At 52.8% G+C, this 19,962-nt stretch carries 21 protein-coding genes and 1 pseudogene; 9 read left to right on the top strand and 13 right to left on the bottom strand.

From position 1 onward, the window contains the following. Nucleotides 1-12 precede the first annotated feature (12 nt). The 3 genes from IFT75_RS00995 (at nt 13) to IFT75_RS00985 (ending at nt 3,269) form a co-directional block, all read left to right on the top strand. The gene (locus tag IFT75_RS00995; RefSeq protein ID WP_192052859.1) at nt 13-981 is read left to right on the top strand and encodes a YiiX/YebB-like N1pC/P60 family cysteine hydrolase; all 969 of its coding nucleotides are present in this window, start codon (nt 13-15) and stop codon (nt 979-981) included. Nucleotides 982-1,341: 360 nt separating this feature from the next. Continuing rightward, entirely contained in the window at nt 1,342-1,908 is a 567-nt protein-coding gene (locus IFT75_RS00990; protein WP_192052857.1) for an SLATT domain-containing protein, read from the top strand. After that, nucleotides 1,905-3,269 (top strand): reverse transcriptase domain-containing protein, encoded by a 1,365-nt coding sequence (locus IFT75_RS00985; RefSeq protein WP_192052855.1) that lies wholly within the window; start codon nt 1,905-1,907, stop codon nt 3,267-3,269. Before IFT75_RS00990 ends, IFT75_RS00985 begins: the two co-directional genes overlap by 4 nt. A gap of 504 nt (nt 3,270-3,773) precedes the next feature. Here the strand turns inward: IFT75_RS00985 and IFT75_RS21540 are convergent. Further along, nucleotides 3,774-4,208 (bottom strand): MerR family transcriptional regulator, encoded by a 435-nt coding sequence (locus IFT75_RS21540; protein ID WP_080898798.1) that lies wholly within the window; start codon nt 4,206-4,208, stop codon nt 3,774-3,776. A 91-nt stretch (nt 4,209-4,299) separates the two neighbouring features. Here IFT75_RS21540 and IFT75_RS00975 point away from each other — a divergent pair, with 91 nt between their 5' ends. Beyond that, a complete protein-coding gene (locus tag IFT75_RS00975; protein ID WP_122797584.1) occupies nt 4,300-5,262 on the top strand; it encodes an arsenic resistance protein in 963 nt (320 codons plus the stop codon). A gap of 25 nt (nt 5,263-5,287) precedes the next feature. Here IFT75_RS00975 and tnpC read toward each other — a convergent pair whose 3' ends face one another. The 5 genes from tnpC to IFT75_RS00950 all read right to left on the bottom strand — a co-directional run bounded on the left by tnpC (nt 5,288) and on the right by IFT75_RS00950 (nt 8,747). After that, nucleotides 5,288-6,814: an IS66 family transposase gene (gene tnpC / locus IFT75_RS00970; RefSeq protein ID WP_122797585.1), complete on the bottom strand. Its 1,527-nt coding sequence runs from the start codon at nt 6,812-6,814 to the stop codon at nt 5,288-5,290. A 61-nt stretch (nt 6,815-6,875) separates the two neighbouring features. After that, nucleotides 6,876-7,211 carry an IS66 family insertion sequence element accessory protein TnpB gene (tnpB, locus tag IFT75_RS00965; protein WP_122797586.1) on the bottom strand — a complete coding sequence of 112 codons (336 nt, stop codon included), beginning with the start codon at nt 7,209-7,211 and terminating at the stop codon, nt 6,876-6,878. After that, entirely contained in the window at nt 7,208-7,540 is a 333-nt protein-coding gene (gene tnpA, locus IFT75_RS00960; protein ID WP_054096639.1) for an IS66-like element accessory protein TnpA, read from the bottom strand. Before tnpA ends, tnpB begins: the two co-directional genes overlap by 4 nt. Before the next feature lie 19 nt (nt 7,541-7,559). Then, nucleotides 7,560-7,985, bottom strand: coding sequence for a hypothetical protein (locus IFT75_RS00955; RefSeq protein WP_244652195.1), 426 nt, complete (start codon nt 7,983-7,985; stop codon nt 7,560-7,562). A 201-nt stretch (nt 7,986-8,186) separates the two neighbouring features. Continuing rightward, entirely contained in the window at nt 8,187-8,747 is a 561-nt protein-coding gene (locus IFT75_RS00950; RefSeq protein ID WP_192052852.1) for a hypothetical protein, read from the bottom strand. Nucleotides 8,748-8,928: 181 nt separating this feature from the next. Between IFT75_RS00950 and IFT75_RS00945 the strand changes: the two genes are divergently transcribed. Beyond that, a complete protein-coding gene (locus IFT75_RS00945; protein WP_192052851.1) occupies nt 8,929-9,375 on the top strand; it encodes a helix-turn-helix domain-containing protein in 447 nt (148 codons plus the stop codon). Nucleotides 9,376-9,498: 123 nt separating this feature from the next. Here the strand turns inward: IFT75_RS00945 and IFT75_RS00940 are convergent, their stop codons facing one another. From IFT75_RS00940 to IFT75_RS00930, 3 genes are all read right to left on the bottom strand, one after another. Next, nucleotides 9,499-10,557 carry a DUF4238 domain-containing protein gene (locus IFT75_RS00940; protein ID WP_192052849.1) on the bottom strand — a complete coding sequence of 353 codons (1,059 nt, stop codon included), beginning with the start codon at nt 10,555-10,557 and terminating at the stop codon, nt 9,499-9,501. Nucleotides 10,558-10,848: 291 nt separating this feature from the next. Then, nucleotides 10,849-11,796, bottom strand: a complete 948-nt coding sequence (locus IFT75_RS00935) for an FRG domain-containing protein (RefSeq protein ID WP_192052847.1) — start codon at nt 11,794-11,796, stop codon at nt 10,849-10,851. Between the two features lie 51 nt (nt 11,797-11,847). Continuing rightward, nucleotides 11,848-13,011, bottom strand: coding sequence for a restriction endonuclease (locus tag IFT75_RS00930; protein WP_192052846.1), 1,164 nt, complete (start codon nt 13,009-13,011; stop codon nt 11,848-11,850). 393 nt (nt 13,012-13,404) lie between these two features. Between IFT75_RS00930 and IFT75_RS00925 the strand changes: the two genes are divergently transcribed. Together IFT75_RS00925 and IFT75_RS00920 are read left to right on the top strand one after the other, a co-directional pair. Then, complete coding sequence (locus IFT75_RS00925) at nt 13,405-13,881, top strand: hypothetical protein (RefSeq protein ID WP_192052844.1); 477 nt, start codon at nt 13,405-13,407, stop codon at nt 13,879-13,881. Between the two features lie 48 nt (nt 13,882-13,929). Further along, nucleotides 13,930-14,478 carry an SH3 domain-containing protein gene (locus IFT75_RS00920; RefSeq protein WP_342030343.1) on the top strand — a complete coding sequence of 183 codons (549 nt, stop codon included), beginning with the start codon at nt 13,930-13,932 and terminating at the stop codon, nt 14,476-14,478. 236 nt (nt 14,479-14,714) lie between these two features. Here IFT75_RS00920 and IFT75_RS00915 read toward each other — a convergent pair whose 3' ends face one another. Further along, nucleotides 14,715-14,963 (bottom strand): CsbD family protein, encoded by a 249-nt coding sequence (locus IFT75_RS00915; protein WP_192051357.1) that lies wholly within the window; start codon nt 14,961-14,963, stop codon nt 14,715-14,717. A 191-nt stretch (nt 14,964-15,154) separates the two neighbouring features. On the opposite strand from IFT75_RS00915, the pseudogene IFT75_RS00910 reads away from it, so the two are divergent. Further along, nucleotides 15,155-15,743: pseudogene (locus IFT75_RS00910) on the top strand (acyl carrier protein phosphodiesterase). A gap of 222 nt (nt 15,744-15,965) precedes the next feature. Further along, nucleotides 15,966-16,541 carry a TetR/AcrR family transcriptional regulator gene (locus IFT75_RS00905; protein ID WP_192051353.1) on the top strand — a complete coding sequence of 192 codons (576 nt, stop codon included), beginning with the start codon at nt 15,966-15,968 and terminating at the stop codon, nt 16,539-16,541. Nucleotides 16,542-16,561: 20 nt separating this feature from the next. Here the strand turns inward: IFT75_RS00905 and IFT75_RS00900 are convergent, their stop codons facing one another. The 3 genes from IFT75_RS00900 to IFT75_RS00890 form a co-directional block, all read right to left on the bottom strand. Next, entirely contained in the window at nt 16,562-17,449 is an 888-nt protein-coding gene (locus IFT75_RS00900; protein ID WP_192052842.1) for an EamA family transporter, read from the bottom strand. Between the two features lie 95 nt (nt 17,450-17,544). Then, nucleotides 17,545-18,717 carry a cystathionine beta-lyase gene (gene metC / locus IFT75_RS00895; RefSeq protein WP_122797581.1) on the bottom strand — a complete coding sequence of 391 codons (1,173 nt, stop codon included), beginning with the start codon at nt 18,715-18,717 and terminating at the stop codon, nt 17,545-17,547. 544 nt (nt 18,718-19,261) lie between these two features. Beyond that, nucleotides 19,262-19,951, bottom strand: a complete 690-nt coding sequence (locus IFT75_RS00890) for a GntR family transcriptional regulator (RefSeq protein WP_192051347.1) — start codon at nt 19,949-19,951, stop codon at nt 19,262-19,264. Nucleotides 19,952-19,962: the final 11 nt, after the last annotated feature.

Here is a 19,962-nt window from a genome sequence, read left to right as displayed (position 1 = left end):
GTATAAGACGACATGGGCTTCAAGATAGATCTAGATAAAATGCAGCAGAATGCTCGGCACGCTGCTGCCGCTGATATTTTTGCGACCATGTCGTCGGAGGAAAAAAGTGAGCAGGTTCTCGCGCAAATTCGAGCGCAGAGCGATGCGCAGATTGATTTCACCGCCCGCATCGAAGGCATACCCGCCGAGCATATGCACATCTATCGTGCCATGATCCGAGGTGAGGACAACTCCTTCATCCAAGAGGCAACCAGCGTCGACGGTCTCCTGCATGCGGGGGACGTTATCCTGTGTACGGGTGCCACGTTTGGCGCAAAAATCATCACGAAAGGACAAAAATACTCTTACGAACGCGCCCGCTCAAGCCATGTTGCGCTTGTTCATGCGGACTATGTTTGCATTGATGCTATGCCAAGCGCCGGTGTAACTAATCGGTTGATATCCGAAGTCTTGAATGATGTGAAAGCAGACTGGAGGGTGATCCGCTGTAAAAAGCTGGCTTCTGAGCACACCGATTCCGTCTACCGCGCCTGCGCGTTCTACCTGGCTCAACCCTACAAAATCCGCCTGTCAAAAAAGCCGATGAAAGCGGCAGCCTATTGCTCCGAGCTCGTACGCAAGGTTTACCTGCACACGGGCATCACGAGCATTGGAATTCCTAATGACAGTGTTCTAAGCCCAGGGCGGTTTGATGCTTTGGCCGACAATCACTTTGAATGGGACGATGTTACTGAGCAGGTGAGACCAGCGGTCGACTTCTGCATGAAGTATCCCCAACTAATGAAGGTCGCATCACGGCTGATGATCGAAGGGCTCAAATTGAATCGAAAGCGCTTTGAGGAGCGCAGGGAGCAAGTCAACGACATCCAGCGCCTGGTTAGTAAGAAACTGGTGGATAAGGATGAAGCCAAGGAGCTCGTTAAAAAGATCCGGGACATTGAAAACGACATGAATCATACGTTTTGGGATCATTCGAAGTAAGCGAGGCCGACCTGAGTGAGCCCTCATCCAACGGTAGGGTTTAGGTGGGCTCGCAAAACAATAGTTGGCAAGGCACTCAATCCCAACGCTGCGCGGGATGGGCACAGCGAAGCCTCGGGGGCGAAGCAGGTCTTCAAAGGCCAGCGGAAGGGGGCGGTCGAGTATGTAGGTAGCTTCCACGATTCATGATGGCACTGTAGAATCAGCCATGAAGGGGTGGGTATTTCCTCTCGTGCGAACGAGGGCGGTTCTGATAATTAACAGCTTCGGCTGTTGGGTTTCGGCCCACTGATCCCTACGGGATGTTCAACGGTACTCAAATCCCCCCGCTCCTTCACCAATTTCTATGGAGAGATGTGCGTGAAAAAGGATAGCGTCTGGTTCACTTACAAGGCACGTATTCAGGCTCATAAGCGCCTGGAGTGGCTGGACTTTCACTCGCAGCTCTTGTTGGTATGGTACGCGATCCTCAGCACGGCGCTGGGGGTGCTGACCATCAGACATAGCACCATCCTTGGCCCAGATACCGATGTCATGGCGACGATCCTTTCGGTTGCGCTGCTCGGCATTTCGCTTGCGGTTGCGAACCGCGACTTTCGGGGCCGCGCAATGCTGATGCGCACCAACTATCTTGCGCTGCAGAAGCTCCATCGGGGATTGCCCGAAGGCTCGCCGACCTCCCCACCCCCTCCACCAACGCCCGAACAGATCAGCAGATATGACGAACTGCTGGCTGAATCGGAAAATCATCGGGAAATCGATGATCGAATCGCGCGTGTTTTTGCGACCGGGGCCACCACTCGCCCCCTCACAGGCTTTGAGTATTTTTCTGCCGCGCTCTGGCTGACCATGCGATTTCTGATCACGACGCTGCTTTACGCTCTTCCCGTGTTGGCAGGCCTCTATGCTTTCTGGAACCGGCCATGAGCGCGGCGAAAAGCTTCAAAAAAATCTTTACCCAAAAGCGTTTACAAGAAATCTACACCGACAGGATCAAAAACTCCGGGGCCATTGGCCTCGACCGAGTGCGCCCGGCTAACCTCGATAAGCACTTGACCGCTGAGCTTGATCACATCGTCGAGAAGGTTCACCGGGGGGAGTATCGTTTCACGGCCTACAAGGAAAAATTGATTCTAAAAGGCGCATCGTCACCGCCTCGGCAATTATCAATTCCCACCGCCAGGGACAGAATCGTCCTGCGCGCGTTGTGCAACTGCCTATCAGACGTTTTCCCCACGGCCAAACTCACACTTCCCCAGACTGTCATCGACTCCCTGAAAACTGCGCTGAATTCCGGTGCGTATGCCGAATACGCCAAGATCGATCTTAAGAGCTTTTACCCGTCCATTCCCCATGAACTGGTAACCGCAGCAACACAGAAGAAAATCCGGAAACCCGAGTTCAGACAGTTGATCACCGACGCGCTCACAACCCCCACGGTTTCAGAGTCCAAGGGGAGTAAAGGAGCCGAGCGTCCTACAGTGGGCGTACCGCAAGGACTCGCGATTTCGAATGTGCTTGCCGAGATTTCGCTGCAGAGCATTGATAGCCTTTTCGAGGCTCGGACGGGGATTTGGTACAAGCGTTACGTTGACGACATCCTGATCTTAGGGCCGGAAGGCGTGGCCCGCTCGACGGCCCAGGAGCTCATCGCAGAATTGAAGGCTTTGAAGCTCAATCCGCATGACTTTGAACCAGGATCAAAGTCCAAGGTAGAGAGCTTGACCGACCCCTTTAGTTTTCTGGGGTACCAGATCGAGGGCGGCCAGGTGTTGATCCGCCACGAGAGCATTATCAGATTCGAGTCTTCGATCGCCAAAATCTTCACGGCTTACCGGCACAAACTGGTAACGGCCCGACGTCCCGCCGACAAGGAGCGCGCCCTGGCCTACTGCCAGTGGAAGCTCAATTTGAGGATCACTGGGTGCATCTTCAAAGGCAAACGCCTCGGATGGGCTGCCTACTTCTGCCAGATCACCACGACTTCCCAACTGCGTGCCATCAATCACACGGTGAGAAAGCTGACAAACCGCTTTTGCCCCAGCGGTGAGATCCATCCAAAGTCTCTGATCAAGACCTTCTACGAGCTGCGGAGAGGCATGAAAGCCAACAACGGCTACATCCCGAACCTCGATGCGCTCAAGGTCAGCCAGAAGCGCGAGATGCTTGCCATGTGGCTTGGCGATGACGCTCTTAAGCTGAGTGAAGCTGAGGTGGAGCGCCGATTTGAAATCAAAGTCAGCAAAGCGGTGCGGGAGTTGGAGGAGGATATCGCTCAGACATCGTGACAATTCCATGAGGTGTCCTTCGGGGACTTTTGCTTGCCCCCTCCCCCCTCATTGGGCATCAGGCGGCCCGCATCACGATCTTCGCCACATTCTTAGATATGTCTGTAGTGTCTGGTTCTGCGTCGTCTTCTGCCGATGCTTGAATCGAGGTTGTAGTGGTCAACTAATCCCGGACACTGCGTTAAGTTTTTCCTGAGCAACGGCAGGCCCTAAGCCTTCGTTGAACTGATACGGGTGCCGCCAGTTGTACCACGCCTTCAGAAATTAGCCGATATCCTATTGCGCTAACGCAGCGCTCATGTAACCCACTGTCGGTATCCATTCAGTCTTCAGGCTGCGAACCAGCAGCTCCACTGGTGAGTTGTCATGGCAGCTACGTAAGCGTCTGCCGAACACATCTCGTACCAGCCCGTTTGGTGTAGACAGACGCTCGAAACACCCTGTCGAGGCTATCGCGCTATTCAGTTTCGATGGCAGCTTGCTCCCCCTATGCTCTTGACTCGTCTAGGAGCAGCAACCAGAGCGAACCCCAGCAGCAGGTTCAAAAAGTGACTCAACAATCGTGCAGTCTGGAGTGTTTGAACCTAGGCATGTTGACTCACACATACTTGCCATTGAGAGCAGCTCTACCCGGATTTGCTGAAGCTTTGCTACCTTCGACTCTACTTCCGCTAGGTGCTTTTTGACCACAGAAAGCGCGTCAGCGCACGGACGATCAGCATCTGCTGCGAGCGCGATGAGTTCTCGGATATCTTCGAGCGGGAAACCCAATTCACGATTCTGCCGGATGAAGACGAGTCTTGATCGATGCTTTTCAGTATAGATTCGATGCCGCCCAGCCGACCGCAGGGCGGGAGGTAGAAGGCCTATTTTCTCGTAGTAGCGAATCGTTTCAATGTGGCAACCCGTTGATTTCGACAGCGCCCCGATTCCTGACATGCAAATTCTCCAAGCATTTTCTTGAACCTGTAGTAGCTACAGATATTAACCTGTCTTCAGAAAATAACTTCACGCGCTTGAAGGGCATTTTGTGGACAGAGAACAGCTAGAGACGAACCAGATTCCCATTTACTTCATCGCGGTCATTGTCGCGGCCCTCGGAGGCCTGCTCGCCCCCAATGCGTCTGAAGCATTAGGGTTGACGGTGACACCCACCATCGCAGTGCTGATGTACGCCATGTTTCTACAGATCCCGTTCTTGGATCTCCGTAATGGCCTCGCAAATAAGCGTTTCATGGCGGCGCTGCTCACAGCCAACTTCGTGGCAATCCCCTTGCTGGTTTGGGCATTGACGATGGGGATAACCAATCACCCGGCGATTTTGGTGGGTGCCCTGTTGGTCTTGCTGACGCCTTGTATCGACTATGTGGTGGTTTTTACCCACATCGGTAAAGGCGACTCCAAACTCACTCTGGCGGCCACCCCATTGCTTCTTTTGATGCAGCTTGTGCTGCTGCCGGTGTACCTGACCTTCATGCTGGGTAACGACTCAGCAGTGGTCATTTCTATAGGCCCATTTGTTGAGGCCTTTGTGATGCTGATCGCTTTGCCTTTGGTCTTAGCGGTAGCAACAGCTGCCGGGGCAAAGAGATCACGCATCGTTGAAAGCTGGAACAACGCATGGGCCTGGATGCCTGTACCGGCTATGGCGGCTGTATTGGTCGTAGTGATCGGCTCTCAGATTTCAACGGTGGTCAGAGACATGGACAAGCTGCTGCCTGTTATTCCCGCCTACATTGGTTTCATGCTCTTGGCACCAGTGGTAGGTGCGCTGGTGGCTCGGGCGTTTAAGTTACCGGCCAGCACGGCAAGATCAGTCGCTTTCAGCAGCTCGACACGAAACTCATTAGTGGTTCTGCCATTGGCATTGGCCTTGCCCGAGGAAATCAGAGGGCTCGCTGCGGCAGCAGTCATTACTCAAACGCTGATTGAGTTGGTCAGCGAACTAATTTACATCCGAGCAATTCCTGCTTTGGTGTGGCGCAAAATGTAGATGCCAGGGCAGACACCCTGCGCGATTAAACAGGCGCCCACATGTGCGGCAGCAGCTTGTTAATCTCACTCGCGCGCTGCGTCGGCAGGCGCATGAGAACATCCTTTAGATAGGCGTACGGATCATGGCCATTCAGCCGCGCTGACTGGATCAGGCTCATGATCGCCGCAGCCCGTTTTCCGCTGCGCAGCGACCCGGCGAAGAGCCAGTTCTTGCGCCCAAGAGCCCATGGCCGGATCTGGTTCTCCGCCCAATTATTATCAATGGGAACCGCCCCGTCATTGAGGTAGCGCGACAGCGCTGCCCAGCGTTTAAAGCTGTAATCGAGTGCTCTGCTGATGGCCGAACCTTCGGGCACAAGATCACGCTGCGCGATCATCCAGGCATGCAGCCTGTCCATCACCGGTACGGCTTTTTCTTGCCGTATTCGGCGCCGTAAATCCGGCTCCAGGTCTCTGACTTCTCTTTCGATTTCGTACAACAACTGGATATAGCGCAGGGCTTGCTCGGCGAGCGTGCTTTTATTCGTAGCGTGCAGTTCGAAGAACTTGCGCCGTGTATGGGCCATGCAGCCGATCTCTGTCACGCCGAGTTCAAAGCTGGCCTTGTAGCCGCCAAAATCGTCGCAGACCAACTTGCCCTTCCAGTCCTGAAGGAAGTTGCGAGCATGCTCTCCGGCGCGACTGGAGCTGAAGTCATAAACCACCGCTGCCACATCCGAGAACTGGCTGGTAGCGTAGGCCCACACATAGGAGCGATGGGTTTTCTTTGTTCCCGGCATGAGCATCTGCACCGGTGTTTCATCTGCGTGGATGACTTGTTGCCCAAGCACTACTTCGCGCAGCGCATCGACCAGCGGCTGCAACTGAACTCCGGTCACGCCAACCCACTGAGCCAAGGTTGAACGTGGAATCGCCAGGCCCGCTCGACCGAAGATCGATTCCTGACGGTAAAGCGGCAGATGGTCAGCAAACTTGGCGATCATGACCTGTGCGAGCAGGCCCGAAGTCGGGATGCCCTTATCAATGACCTGCGCCGGAACCGGTGCCTGGATCAGCGTTTCGCAGTTATCGCAGACCCACTTGCCACGGACATGGCGCTCGACGGTGAACACGCCGGGCGTGTAGTCCAGCTTCTCGCTAACGTCCTCACCGATGCGCTTGAGGGCGCAGCCGCATGGGCAGTGAGTGTTGTCCGGTTCGTGATGGATCAACGTTCGCGGAAATTCTGCCGGCAATGCCGTGCGCTTGGGCTTTTGCTTTTCCTCGGTCGCCGTTGGTGCTATTTGCAACGCCTGAAGCTCGGCCTCAATCGCCGCGATATCAGTATCGATCAGGTCATCTAGCAGGCTGGCCTGTTCAGGATTCATCTGCTCGCTGCGCTTGGCAAACTTCAAACGCTTGAGCTGGGCGATCTCATGGGTCAGTTTCTCAATGACTGTTTGATCACGGTTGATTTTCTTGCCCATAGTGTCGACTTGCGAGAGCAACTGCGCTGCGAGGACGCGCAGTTGAGTGGGAGATAGTTGGTCGAGATTGGGCGAAGAAGTCATACGCCGGACTTTGCCAGAGCAGGCTTTTCGCGACGATAGACCGATAGGCTAATGGCAGCCGTTAAAGCAGTATGATCAAGCCTCCAGAACCTGCGCGTTGCCATGGCAGCCCCAGCACCAATGCTTGAAGTTGCTCGGCATCCAGTTCCATCTCAGAACCATGGCGAATGCCAGGCCAGTGGAACTTGCCTTGGTTTAACCGGCGCGCCGCCAGCCATATTCCGAAGCCGTCATGCACCAGCACTTTCATGCGATTGGCGCGGCTGTTGGCGAACAGATAAGCGCAGTGCGGCTGCGCCGCACCGAACACCGCGATCACCTTGGCTAGCGCCGTTTCGGTGCCTGCGCGCATGTCCATCGGTTCGGTGGCGAGCCAGATAGAGTCGATGCGAATCATCGCAGAATATCTCGAAGAAAAGTCGCGCAGGCGGCAGCACTTTCAGTGGGCCAGTTCACTTTGATGATGCCGCGTGGGTGCTGTATTTCAACGCAGATATTCGATGATGCTGGATGGGAGTTCGCCCCGGCCAGCGGCATGGCTAACGGAATAAATGCAGGTGGCGGCGCCGGGATTTTCTGCGCTTGCAGCCGAATCCATTTGTGGACGAGGTTTGCGTTGAGGCTATGACCGAGCGCGACGCTGGCAATCGAAGCGCCCGGTTGGGCGCACTCTTGAATGATCTGGGCTTTAAAGGATTTGGAATAGGAACGGCGTGTTGGCTGCATGAAATACCCGCTTGAAAGGCTAGAACTGGTGTCCACTTAATTTAAGTGCACACCATGTCTTCGCTTTGCAGGGCTGGGTAGATGACTTGGCCGGACGGTTACACTCAACCAGAAATTTCTGCCAGTCGTGCGCATATGGGCCTTCGGGGAGTCGCGTTGATCCAACGCTGGCCTGCAGAAAGCGCTCTCTCCAGGGCTGCGGGATTTCTAATTCCAAGACAATATCGATGCCGGAGGGATGGCTTTTTATACGGACAACGTCACGAACCTCGTTCAGCTTAAGTGGCCAATGGGTGCAGGCTGAGCTGCTTCGCTCCTGGCCGTCGACATCGTCAAGGATGGCTAAGACATCAAGTGCCATTGAATCACCTGGATGGAGGCTGGCAAGTGCCCAGAGAGTCCTTCGTCTTGCTCTCTCAAGCTCGCTGAGCTCCTTACTGGCCATTGCAGGCTCCTCTGAGGTGGTTCAAAGCCGAGTAGCGACAACGGCGTGCCGCCTAACGGCGGATGGGTGGCGTGAACCGAGCCATAGCAAGCCGTGTCTCGGCCCTCCGGGCGCTCATCCTGCACGCCTGCGCGCTCCGCTTGCGATGGGTAGTAACAAATGGAAGTGCTTAAGGGCGTTGATGAAATCCGCCCGACTCCCTCACTTATGGAGTTTGCTAAAACGACTGGACAGCGTTGCAGGATCCATGGCCGTCCAAGATTTAGGATCAGATGTGGCATTAAGCATTCGCCAAGCAGCGTGCAGGAAAAATGCTGCAGCCAAGCAGGCTTCTACAAAAGCCCAAGTCGTGATTTGGGTGAGACCGCTGCCCGGCTCTGCCAAATGTAGAAACAGGAGTAAGTAAAGTGAAATCGGCCATCCAACAACGAACACTACTGCGAAAGCTATGAATGCATAGATAAGAAGTAAAAATGGTACCTGCAAGCGATACTTGGTAGCGAAATTTTTCACACCGCTACCGTTCTCAAAGCCGTATAAAACGCCAAAATTCTTTTCTTTACTTTTAGAGTTTTTGACGATGGTGTACAGCGTGACGTTGTCACCCTCATTCAATTCCTCGAAGAACTCTGTCTCCATCTGGATGTTGGGTATTTTCTGACCATCAAGACTCACGGTCGCTTTAATCCCTTTGTTCATGCGATTAGTCACTTTGACATAATCAAGCTTCCCAGAGACTTTAGCGCAGTCGAATTTAATCACTACATATCCTATGAATTTAGCCATTCGTAAAATTTGAAGCAGCCGCACTAGGTTGATCAGCCAAGCTGGAAGTATCGTTCCAGACGTCCTGCGCACCGGCGCCTGCCCCACAATGGGTACTATAGACCGTCGAATGGGGCGTGGCAATCTGACTTCATGCTCCATTTCTTGGAGCTGTCTTATGCTACCCCGCTCCGCACTCGCGGCTGTGATCCGCGCTCTTAGAACGCTGAAGGGTGTAAGCCAGGCGGAATTGCCCGCTGATCGAAAGCACCTCTACAAGCTCGAAGCCGGCTTTTCAAATATCAGTCTAGAGATGCTCGTCCTGTTGGCTGAAACGCTGAAGGTGGAACCGTCCACGCTCATGGTTCTGCTGCAGTCTGCTGACCAAGAGGCGTCGACGGATTCCATCCTGGAAAGGATCAAATCTGATTTGAACGAGTTTGGTCGTCTCGGCGGGCATGCAGAATTGGCTCGACAGCTTGAACTGGGAGGACAGCAAGCCAAGAACGCCGCCAGGGACGACCGGACTGCTGCCATTCAGGCATGCAAAGCTAGAGGTCTCACTCAGCGCGAAACTGCCGCCGAGCTCTTCTTATCAAAATCCACGGTCGCTAGGGCTTGGTGACGGGAGGCTATGGCGTCCTGATGCCTTAGAGAATATTTGTACCCCACGTCCAGCTACTTACTCTGCCACTCTCTTGCGCGTTGCGGGAGGCTGGTAATCCAACTGCAGCGTTTCCTGTACAGGTCAGCGGTTTGGCGTCCTTTGCGCAGCCGTAAACCCTAGGAGCACTTCGCCCAGTAACGTGCTCATCTCTCTCGGTGAAAGCCAGCTGGCATTGCTCCCTATCTCCGCTTGAAGATCGGCAGCTTGATCGTTCTGATGTGCGCAGATGAAATACCGCATTGAGCACCTAGCTATTTCCAGTGGCAATTTGTGGGGAGGCAATGAACGAGCCGCATCTTTTGCCCCCAGAAGGTATCTGTCTGACGCAAGTGGCAGCACCACGTGAACAAGCTCATCATCCTTGTCCAAAAATGGCTTGAAGGATCGTTCACCGCTAACATGAAACAGAAGGACAGAGTCCCCCAAAGGAAGATCGCCAGGCTCAAATTTGTGAAATGCATAGTGAAGCGAGCTGAAGCGATAGGCGCGCGCGGCTGGCGAGATAGACTCGTTAAGCATGCGGACATGGCTACCTTTTATCATGTTGGGAATCGCGGACTTGATACGACTCAAATGGGCTGGAATCAGAGATGCAAAATTATCTACGAGGGGTTCGAATATCCGTTCAAGCGCTGATTCATCCATGGCGAGCAAAGCCTGAATCTGCTGCTGACTGATGCCTTGCTCGGCCAAAGCCTTGTCAAAGATGGCTGAGTCTGGTCTGAAATGCTTTCTGCTCAACGCGCCGATGTTTACAGGATCGGAGAGATGATCAAGGACGCGGGTGGCGCACTCATCGACCATGTTTTGCATATTCAGGCGGACGTGGCGGCTTCTGATTTCTAAGTGAGCCAACAATCCTGGAATGTTCTCGATCACGGCAGCGTTGAGGTTGCCGGCACGTAGGTGGTCTACCAAAGGTGCGTATACGTCCTGTTCCGCGTCTGTAATCTTATCGTCAAGATCTGGCTCACCGTCAACGGCATAGAAATACCTCTCAAGTCCCACGTCCTGAATATTCGCGGATCTGGGGGGCTTATTCTTTTCGTATACCCAACACCGGACTATCTTGCCATTACATGTAGATCTGAACCCCTTCTGCAAAAACTTTGGAATGAAGTGCTGCCGTATCCCTGACATATCCCATCCTTACCTTGAGCGATAAAACCCGCATGGAGACATAAGCATCACATCATTAGCCCCAAGGAGCATTATTAAACAGCGTGGTGACATTGCATCGCACTGACTGAAGCCCTGTTCGGATGCTGAACTTGGCAACGTCGCCCGTGTTTGGGTTTGGGTTTGGGTTTGGGTTTGGGTTTGACCATAGTGGCCTGCGCGCCGGCTGCTAAAGCTAGGGTGAGTCGAATTATAATTTTTCATACTTACCAAGCCCAACAAACTAAAAGCAGACGCATTATGATTGAAAAACTAATAGCTTTTTATGTGGGGGGCAGCAAATGAGGCAAAACCAGAAAAATCAGGATATATAGTCGCGTGCTTATACCCAAATAGTTTTTCCAGTCGCTGCCTTATGTCCGCCTTAGCAGCTGCCCTAATCCTAAAAGTGTAAAGTGCACCCGGCCCAGGACGTTTACCTTTAATCGATTCAAAAACATGAGGCCTGGCAGCAATACAACAGGCTTTTCGCCCCTCCTCAATCGACCACCATCCATCGTTACAATTGGGGGATTTGGGGAACTGAAACTTTTTATTATCCGGCTTACTACTTGCAGGAACACCTCCAAAAAGGAAGCCTCCATTTTGAGCTGCAATTCGTGCATCCAAACTCGAAGGCTTCCAGGCGTAAACTGACGTAGTCCACTCCTTTCTATCTAGATCGTCGATGGCACCACTCTTCCATGGTCGATGATAGGAGTCTTCCCAAGGCCTAAACTCTGCCTTCTCATTGATCAGTCTGTCTGTAATATCGAATGCAAAAAGCCTGGAGTCCACGTCTTCATTCAGAACTCCGTTACTCCATTTTTCCTCTACTGCAAACCATACACCAACCCAAGCATTGAACGTAATGTCAATTAACCTCGTAGGCGCACCATAGTGCTGCAGCATAGCGAGTTGCTTTAGCACTGATAGCCTGCCACCATGATTGGATGAATGGAGACCCCACCGATGTAATTCAACGAGTATTTCCCCTTCAGCCCTTTCAATATCATCTTCTGGAAGAACCCTATCTCGAGTAATATTCATTCTGCGGTACAGAGAACTATGTAGTGCCCAACTAGCGTCGACTTGCCCGCGCCAAGCGAAATTTATGTTTTTCTCTACTGCTTTGTCCATCACCTGATTAATAACCTGCACCAGGCCGTCGAAGTCCTTTATCTCTACTTCAAATGGCTTCCAAAAAGCATCTGCTGTCATAGCGCATCTCCGTTGCGTTGTTTTTGGTTGATGTATTGGATTAAGTTGAGGTTATGCTCCTTCTTCAGCCTGGAAGACCTCAATAAGCTTCTGGTTGTAGTCATCAAGATAGCTCTGGAGCCCATCGCGGTCGATTAGTCGCACGCCCGCAGTGCTGGCCAACTCCTTCGCTGATTTCGTGTAATAGGAGTTAGTGACGACCATCGCTTCGTCACATCCGTAGAAGGCTTTAGCAGAGATTGCTTGCTGCACTGCTGCGTTGTTTACAGAGCCCGAATAGTTTTTTGCCTGGATCACCATGTTTTTACCGAACCGGGTAACGAAAAGATCGGCGCCCTGGTCAGCAGTTTTCTTCGTCTCTTTAACGTCATAGCCAATGGTCTGGAAGATCTCAACCAGGAAGGCTTCAAACTGAAACCCATCCATGGCATCTACCAGGTACATAGTGATGAACTGATTAGGGTTGAAATGCTCCAGCCGAGACCCTAGCCGCTCCACGAGAATGTCGAAATAGATCTCCTCGCAGAGGCTCAGGCCAGTCCTAAATACCTGTAGCGGGAGAAGTGGCACACCAGATGTCGAAGCCGCTTGGGGATTGCATTGGACATTTGGGAATGTAATGTCATTTTCCCACAGGTAGTAATAGAACAGAGCCAGATCAGACCTAAACGTCGTCCCAGCCTCTTCAATCCAAGAGCGTAAGGTGTCGGCCAGGTCTGCACGGATGTGGCGCGTGAGTTCTCTCGAAAAACCCAGGTAGACTGAGTTGAAGGCGGTTGTTTGCAACAGCTTGTCCATGAGAGATGGAAGGCCTTCGAGCTCATCAAAGCCTTTGCGAATTAAAACCTCCCTGAACAGTTCTCTTTCGCTATAGACACCATCCAAGCGTGGGCCAGGCACGCCGGCGTCATCACCGCTACCTGCACTCTCGCGGGTCGTGTGGATGAAGTTTGTGAAATATGGATGCTTCAGCTCCGCGTATTTTCTCAAGACATTGTTCAAGAGGTCGTTGAGCTGGGCTTGCTCTTTCTTCTTACCAAAGAAGTCCTGAATCAAACCTTTAGATCTGTACTGAAAATCAGGGTAGAACGAAGGATCCAGCGGTGTGAGGTGTCGCAGAGTGAGCTCTGATGATGGAGAAACCTGGGAGCCCATGCACCATGGACATGCCGTCTCGAAAGTAGTCCTGCTGCATCCATTGCATTGATAAATCATCGCGTCGATTCCTTTCCTGAGTCATCGCGGGGTCTCGCGTTTCTCTTGCAAGCGAACATAGCTCAGTGCTTTCAGCTCGTCCATCCTGCCGAGCGTGACACAGCCGTCTTGGATCAAGTCTTGAGGATACCGTAGAAGCGCCCAATCACGGACAGAGCGATCAGAGTATCGCCTGCTCCTAGCTGGTCGACATGATTCCTATGGAGGCCCCTTGCTTGTTCAGCGTGCAATCGATTTACTGAACTATACGACCTGGAATCGCATACTCCCTGCTGCCGGCCTGAGCACGGAGATAGTGAAGAGCCAGATCATGCTGAACGTACCTATCGCCTCTTTACGGCTGGCGAGTAGCGGCCTACGGTAGGTCTCTAAACGAAGGAAGCGAGCCTACTCATGACCCAGCCACTCTTCGATTTTGGCTTCAGACGCGTTTCTCGCCTGCACTACATAACTGGTAAGGCCGCTATCAATTTCCCTCACTCAGGGTGCACCACTGGTGGATGGCATTTCCTGTCTTACTTCGACCGAGATTCGGGCGTTGCAAAGGTGTCGCTTGCAGGGATTCACTATCCAGACACCGATGCGTTTTTTGGCGACACGGGCATCACTGACGTGACCGAACAACTGAAGGAGCGTGGCTGGCTCGTCGAGGACAGAAGACTCTTCATGGCTGACCACTACAGAGCCGCAGCAGACATGGTAGTGAAATGGGCGATCAGTGATTCAAGGCACTGCAACGTGGAGGTCGTCGAATGGTTTCCATCCCTTGAGGCGAGAAGTCGGCTACTTGAATTACTGGATCTTGGCAAGCCCAAGCTTTCGGAACTGGACAGGCTGCAAAAAGTGGAAGCTTGGCTAAGCTCGCAATAGCTGATGACGTCAGGTTGGTCAGGAAGACAGCTGTGTAACACGTGCTGAATGAGAGCAATGGATATGCGCAAGAAGTCCCAACCATGGTTTGTCCCGCTTCTGATTCTTTTTGCGGTTCTGTGGGGAATGGGGAAGAAAGACGCCCCTCCTGCGCCGGTACAACCGAGCGTCCCAAGCACGCCAAATACGCTAACGTCAATTTCGCCAGCTCAGTCCTCTGCGCCGGCTCTTGCCTCTGCGACTGAGCACTTTGTAAGTGCTGATAATCTCAATGTCCGGGATCAACCAGGCGGTAAGGTCGTCTCGAAGCTGAAGCGTGGGGAAAAGGTTCAGGTCTTCGAGACCCGGAATGAATGGGCGCGCATCAGCACTGATAGTCAGTCTTCCCAATGGCTTTCGTTGAAAAGCCTTTGCAGCGGGTCGGGCTGCTACGTAGTTTCGAAACCCAAACCAGTGACTCAGCCAGTACAGCCTTCTCGCCAAAAGATTCCCGCGTACGGCTCGTCCTGTCCTTGTTCATCGGGCAACGTGTGCATCGGGCCTCGCGGTGGTCGGTACTGCATAACGTCGGGAGGAAACAAACGCTACGGCGTTTGAGCCATTATCTGATGACGGTCTTCACGAAGATCAGTGATTTCGCAGACCCGTTGGCAGAGCGCCCAATAGATCATGCTGTAACGTCACGATAAACTTCCCTGCCGATCACGGGGTATTGGCTTTGGATCGGTACAACCGCCCCCGTTGCCGACCGATGGGCAGGATCAACGGGCGGGAGGATGAGCGCAGGAGGCAGCTCTCTATTGGAGAGTCCTTTCTGCCTGAATCAACCTGGATCAGCGGCGCAGGAGCCGGTTAAGTACCAGCAGGGCTACTGCACCAATCGCGATTGCAGCCACTGGTTTTTCTTTCGCGAATTTGGACACGCTATCAAGCGCATCGCCATAGGTTTGAGTCAGCTGGCCAGCAGCTTGGCGTCCCGCACCTTCGGCTTCAATCTTCGAATCACCCAGTAGTTTTCCCACTGCGCTTTGAGCTTTGCCGGCAACCTTCTCTATAACGCCTTCAACCTGTTCGCTTTTCATGATTTCAATACCTTCGTGAGTGAGCAGCTCAGATTCAGCTGAGCTAGCGGCGATGTGCAGAGCTTTAGGGGGATGAGCTTCAAAATACGTTCAAAGTTGATAAAGCCCTGGGACGTACCCATCTAGTAGATAGGACATTTGCGAGTCTGCTATCTTGACTGTCGACCGCTACCTGCATGGAGGGGCATTGGATGAATTATTTGGCTCATCTGCACCTTGGGGGGCAGTCGTCTGACGAGCTCCTGGGTAGCCTTTACGGGGACTTTGTTAAAGGCCCACTCGCAGGGCGCTTTTCTCCTAAAATTGAGGCGGCGATTCAGCTGCATCGCACGATTGATGCATTCACTGACGCCCACCGGGTCGTCAAGCGAGCGCTGTCACGATTTCCCAGCGAGAAAAGGCGCTATGCCGGGATCGCTCTCGATATGTTTTTTGACCACTGCCTCGCGCGCGATTGGGAGCAATACTCTAACGTCCCGCTGGATGACTTCGCGCAGCAGATCTACGGGATCTTGGAGGCAGAGCCTAACCTTCCTTCGTCACTGGCGCAGGTCGAGCCCTTGATGATCTCGGAGGACTGGCTGTGCGCCTACAGAGACATTGAAATGATTGGATATGGCCTGGGCGTAATCTCGAAGCGCCTCTCCAGACCAGAGGGCCTTGATGGGGTTGTTCGAACATCTAGAAGGTAACTATGAGCTGCTGAGCGCAGACTTCAGCGATTTTTACCCAGCACTCCAAGCTTTTACGCGTGTGCCTGGAGACGCAAAAGTCATGTGAGGACGCTGGGGGCAGCGAGCAGTCTCTTCAAAGCGGAGCTTGGGCGACCGACATCGCTTGATGATCTCGGCCAGCAATGAACGCTCACAGCCGCTAACCTGTTGTGGCTGGCATTTCAGAGCGCTTCACACATCAGGTAGCGCGGTGCTGCTCATTGCGAAAGCTGTCTTATGAGGAGTGACTAATTTATGATGTCCGGATGACAAATTCGGATGCCGCATCATGAGTACACGTTCAGACCTTTTGACCAGCGCTGAAATCCTGTTGCGCACAAAGGGCTATGCGGCCTTCAGCTATGCCGATCTGGCAGAAGACATCGGTATCAAGAAGGCAAGTATTCACCACCACTTTCCTACCAAGGAAGGCATGGCGGTTGCCATCGTCGAAAGCTACCTGTTTCGTTTCAAAAATCAGCTAGACGCTATCAATGACGAAAATACCTGCGTCGTCGACCGACTTAAAGCCTTTGCCTTGATGTTCTCGAATAGCAGTGAGAATGGAATGCTTCCCCTCTGTGGTGCTTTGGCCGCAGAGCTTTTGGCCCTGCCGGAAAGTCTACGGACATTGACCAAGGATTTTTTTGAAATCCATCTCACCTGGCTCCAAGGGAACCTTGCTCATGGCCAAGCGTTGGGTGAGTTCAAAGCCGATCTGGATGTTACGAAGGTGTCGAGGTTCATGCTGAACACTCTTGAGGGTGCAAGCTTTGTCTCGTGGGCCATGAACGATGATTATCAGAAGTCTTCTGGGTTTGATTTGATTCTGGCCGGGCTTTTAGCTCCTCAATCTAAGCATTGAGAGCCTTATTGGCAGGCTCTTCACCGGCGTGATTCCGCTGAACGTTTACCGCTCAGTATTAGACCGATGCCTCCCAGTACGGCAAGTGATGTGATCACTAAACGAGAGGTGAGGCTTTCGTTTAAAACTAGAGCTCCCGCCAGCGATGCTAATACAGGAACGCTCAGCTGGATGGAGGCGGCCTGGAATGAGGAAAGCGTACGCAAGGCTGCGTACCAAATCGCATAACCTAGTCCCGAAGCAATCGCGCCTGAACCAATCGCACAAAGAACACCTGTAAGATCGATGGACAGGTGACCTAGGAAAGGTGTTGAGGCCAAAAGCATGAAGGGGATGGATCTCAGGAAGTTCCATGCGCTTGAAGCGAGCGGGTCATTCGATTGCCTGCCAATTAAGGAGTAGATGGCCCATGCAACACCTGAAAGCGCCATTAGTGCAGCACTAGCCGGTGCAGGCGATGTCGCTCCTGGGAGCAGTAAGGCAACCAGCCCTCCTATGGCGAGTACGAGGCCCAGAATCGCTACGGCTTGCATCCTTTCGCCTTTGTAGTACCCGTATCCTAGCATGGTGAGTTGTACTGCACCGAACAGCAGGAGTGCGCCTGCTCCAGTTTCCAAATGTACGTACGCGTATGAAAAAGCGAAAGCGTAGACAAATAATGTGAAGGCACCAAGCCAAGTTCCAGAGCGGCGGGCGCGAACACCTTTAATTGCTACAATGACCCAGAGCATAACAGCCCCGCTTAATAACCGTATCAGTGTAAAAGATGTAGGATCTATTTCAGTGTGACGGAGTGCAAGTCGGCATAGTAGCGAGTTGGCTGCAAAGGCTAGCATGGCCAGAATCGTAAGGGGAATTACTTTTCTGGTGCCATTGAAAGAAAACTTCTTAATTGTTTGCTGCGGCACCAAACGCTCCTAACTGAACGAATACGGTATTACCTGTCTTGGAGCGCAGTCCGGTTGAAACTGTGCCTGATGCACTTTTCAAGAAATATCAGCTACTACTGATTACGCAACTTGTTAAATTGCGCAAAGCCATTCTCAAGATCCGCGATAAGGTCGTATGGATCCTCAAGACCAATGTGGAGTCGGATCAAATGACCATCAATTTCCCAGCGTGTAGCGCTTCTGACAGGCTTTGGATCTGCCATCATTGCCAAGCTTTCAAAGCCACCCCAGGAGTAACCAATTGAAAACAGCGATAGGCTGTCCAGGATAGCGTCAGCAGCTAACTGCGAAGAAGGCGTTGTCGTAAACGACAGCAAACCAGATGCCCCTTTAAAATCTCGCTTCCACAATTCGTGTTGGGGATGAGACTCCAATGCAGGATAATAGACCCCGGTTACTTCCTCTCGGCTCTCCAGCCACTTGGCTACTATTGTTGCATTTATATAGTGTCGCTCCAGTCGCACATCAAGCGTCCTCATTCCCCGAAGAGCTAGCGTCACATCGTCAGGGCTAGCAAATAAACCCATGCTGAAATGGTATTGCTTAAGACTCTCCCATGCACGTTTGGATGCGGACACGGTGCCAAGAACTGCGTCTGAGTGGCCAACGATGTATTTGGTTGCTGCCATGATTGATAGGTCTACGCCAAGCTCTAACGATTGGCAGTAAAGCGGCGTGCCCCATGTATTATCTGCAATGACGAGAATGTCATTGTCATGAGCAACTTTGGCTATCGCTGGGATATCCTGTATTTCTAACGTCAGTGAGCCTGGCGATTCAAGGTAGATGGCTCTGGTATTGAATCGAAGGAGATCATTGATGCCTGACCCTATCGTGGGGTCGTAAAACGACACTTCGATCCCCATACGCTCACCCACCTGCTTACAAAAGGCTCTGATAGGAGCATACACGTTGTCAGCGATCAAAATATGATCACCCATTCCCACTACTGAAAGTATGGCAGTTGTACAAGCCGAGAGCCCTGAAGGGCATAGAACAGTGCCTTCTGCCCCTTCCAAAAGCTGGATGGCTTGGGTGAGAGCCTCGGTAGAGGGATTGTTCCAGCGTCCGTAGGCGTATTTCTGACGCCCTTCACGCATCGATTCACATGTGGGAAACGCGACGGTGGAGCCTCGGTAGACAGGTGTATTCACAAAACCGTGATGCTGCTCCGGGTCAATTGACGCGTGGGCCAAAAGGGTTGATGCATTCTTGTAGGTATTCATACGAGCTTCCGGATGACCACGATTGTGGGTGAGTGTCGGCTGAGATTCCTATCGCTTCCTTCGCATACTAATCTACATTTTTTAAATGTCTACCATTAGGTAGTCTTTTAGCGCCTTTTGACTAAGTTCATCCTCGGCAGCGCTTCGGCGATGGGTTGGTGGGCACGCGGTGATGTGGAGCATGCTTCGGCGGATTGGGCAGGTTGGTTCGTGATGAACGTAGCCCACACGGCGGAACTGGATATGAACTCGGGTATTCCTGACTCGATGTCAGGGAATGAGGGAGCGGAGGATCGATCTGAAATTACGATGGGGTGGCTAGAGGAAGTCGAGGATTCGCCTAGGGGGCCGTGAGCTTTTACACGTGATTCGATGCCAATCCAATAAGGCGTTGCTGGTTACGCAATCCTGAACGGAGATCTGCTGGCGCTTTTAGTCTGATGGTCGGTCTATGGTGACAGTGAGTTCCGCTCGCAGCATGAAACCGGTTAGAGGGCCAGAAGCCACAGTTACATTTCGATCTTCAGAGCTACGCAGGGCAAGCTCAATGCCCGGTAGCCTCCAAGGATTTCGCAAGCCTTTGTCCGTGGGAAGTGACGTGGTCTGCCGCTAAGCGCTCAGCCAAAATGCTGTCACCAGACACAATTGCGTCTACTAAAGCCCTGTGTTCTGGGTAGATCGACTCTGCACTCTCGACCATCCTGTTGGTGTGGAGGATATAGAGTAACACTGTATCAATGATCAGCGCGTACTGTTCGAGAAGCCGACGATGGCCGGCAATCGATACGATCAGCTTGTGCACCGCCAGATCTGCCTCAGCAATCCCGCGCCAGTCTTTGACTTCAATTGCGACCTCAAGAGTCTTGAGTGCTGCCAGCAAGGTGGTCTTACCGACCGCATCGATAGTTTCCGCAGCAAGCCTGGCAGCCAGACCTTCGAGGCAGCTCCGCAGGGTGTACAGTTCGCGCGCATCGTGAGATGAGAGCGAAAACACCTCCCACCCCGTATACGCGTGCTGAACCACCAATCCTTCTCCGCTTAACCGGTGCAAAGCCGCTCGTATCGTCGAGCGGGATAGGCCGACCTGTGTCGCCAAGCCGATCTCGGTAAGACGAGACCCAAGGGGAAGCTGTCCAGAAATTATGGCATCCCGGATGCAGTCTGCTGCTTTACGGTCGAGGCTGCGGCGGTCGATATTTTCGCCGGAAATGGACAGGGCATTTTTCTGGTTCATGCCACGATAGT

Origin of the sequence: Pseudomonas sp. CFBP 8758, from assembly GCF_014841725.1 — a bacterium.
Lineage (GTDB): Bacteria > Pseudomonadota > Gammaproteobacteria > Pseudomonadales > Pseudomonadaceae > Aquipseudomonas > Aquipseudomonas baltica.
Note: the sequence above shows the minus strand (reverse complement) of the source record. Positions and strands in the feature narration are given on the sequence as shown.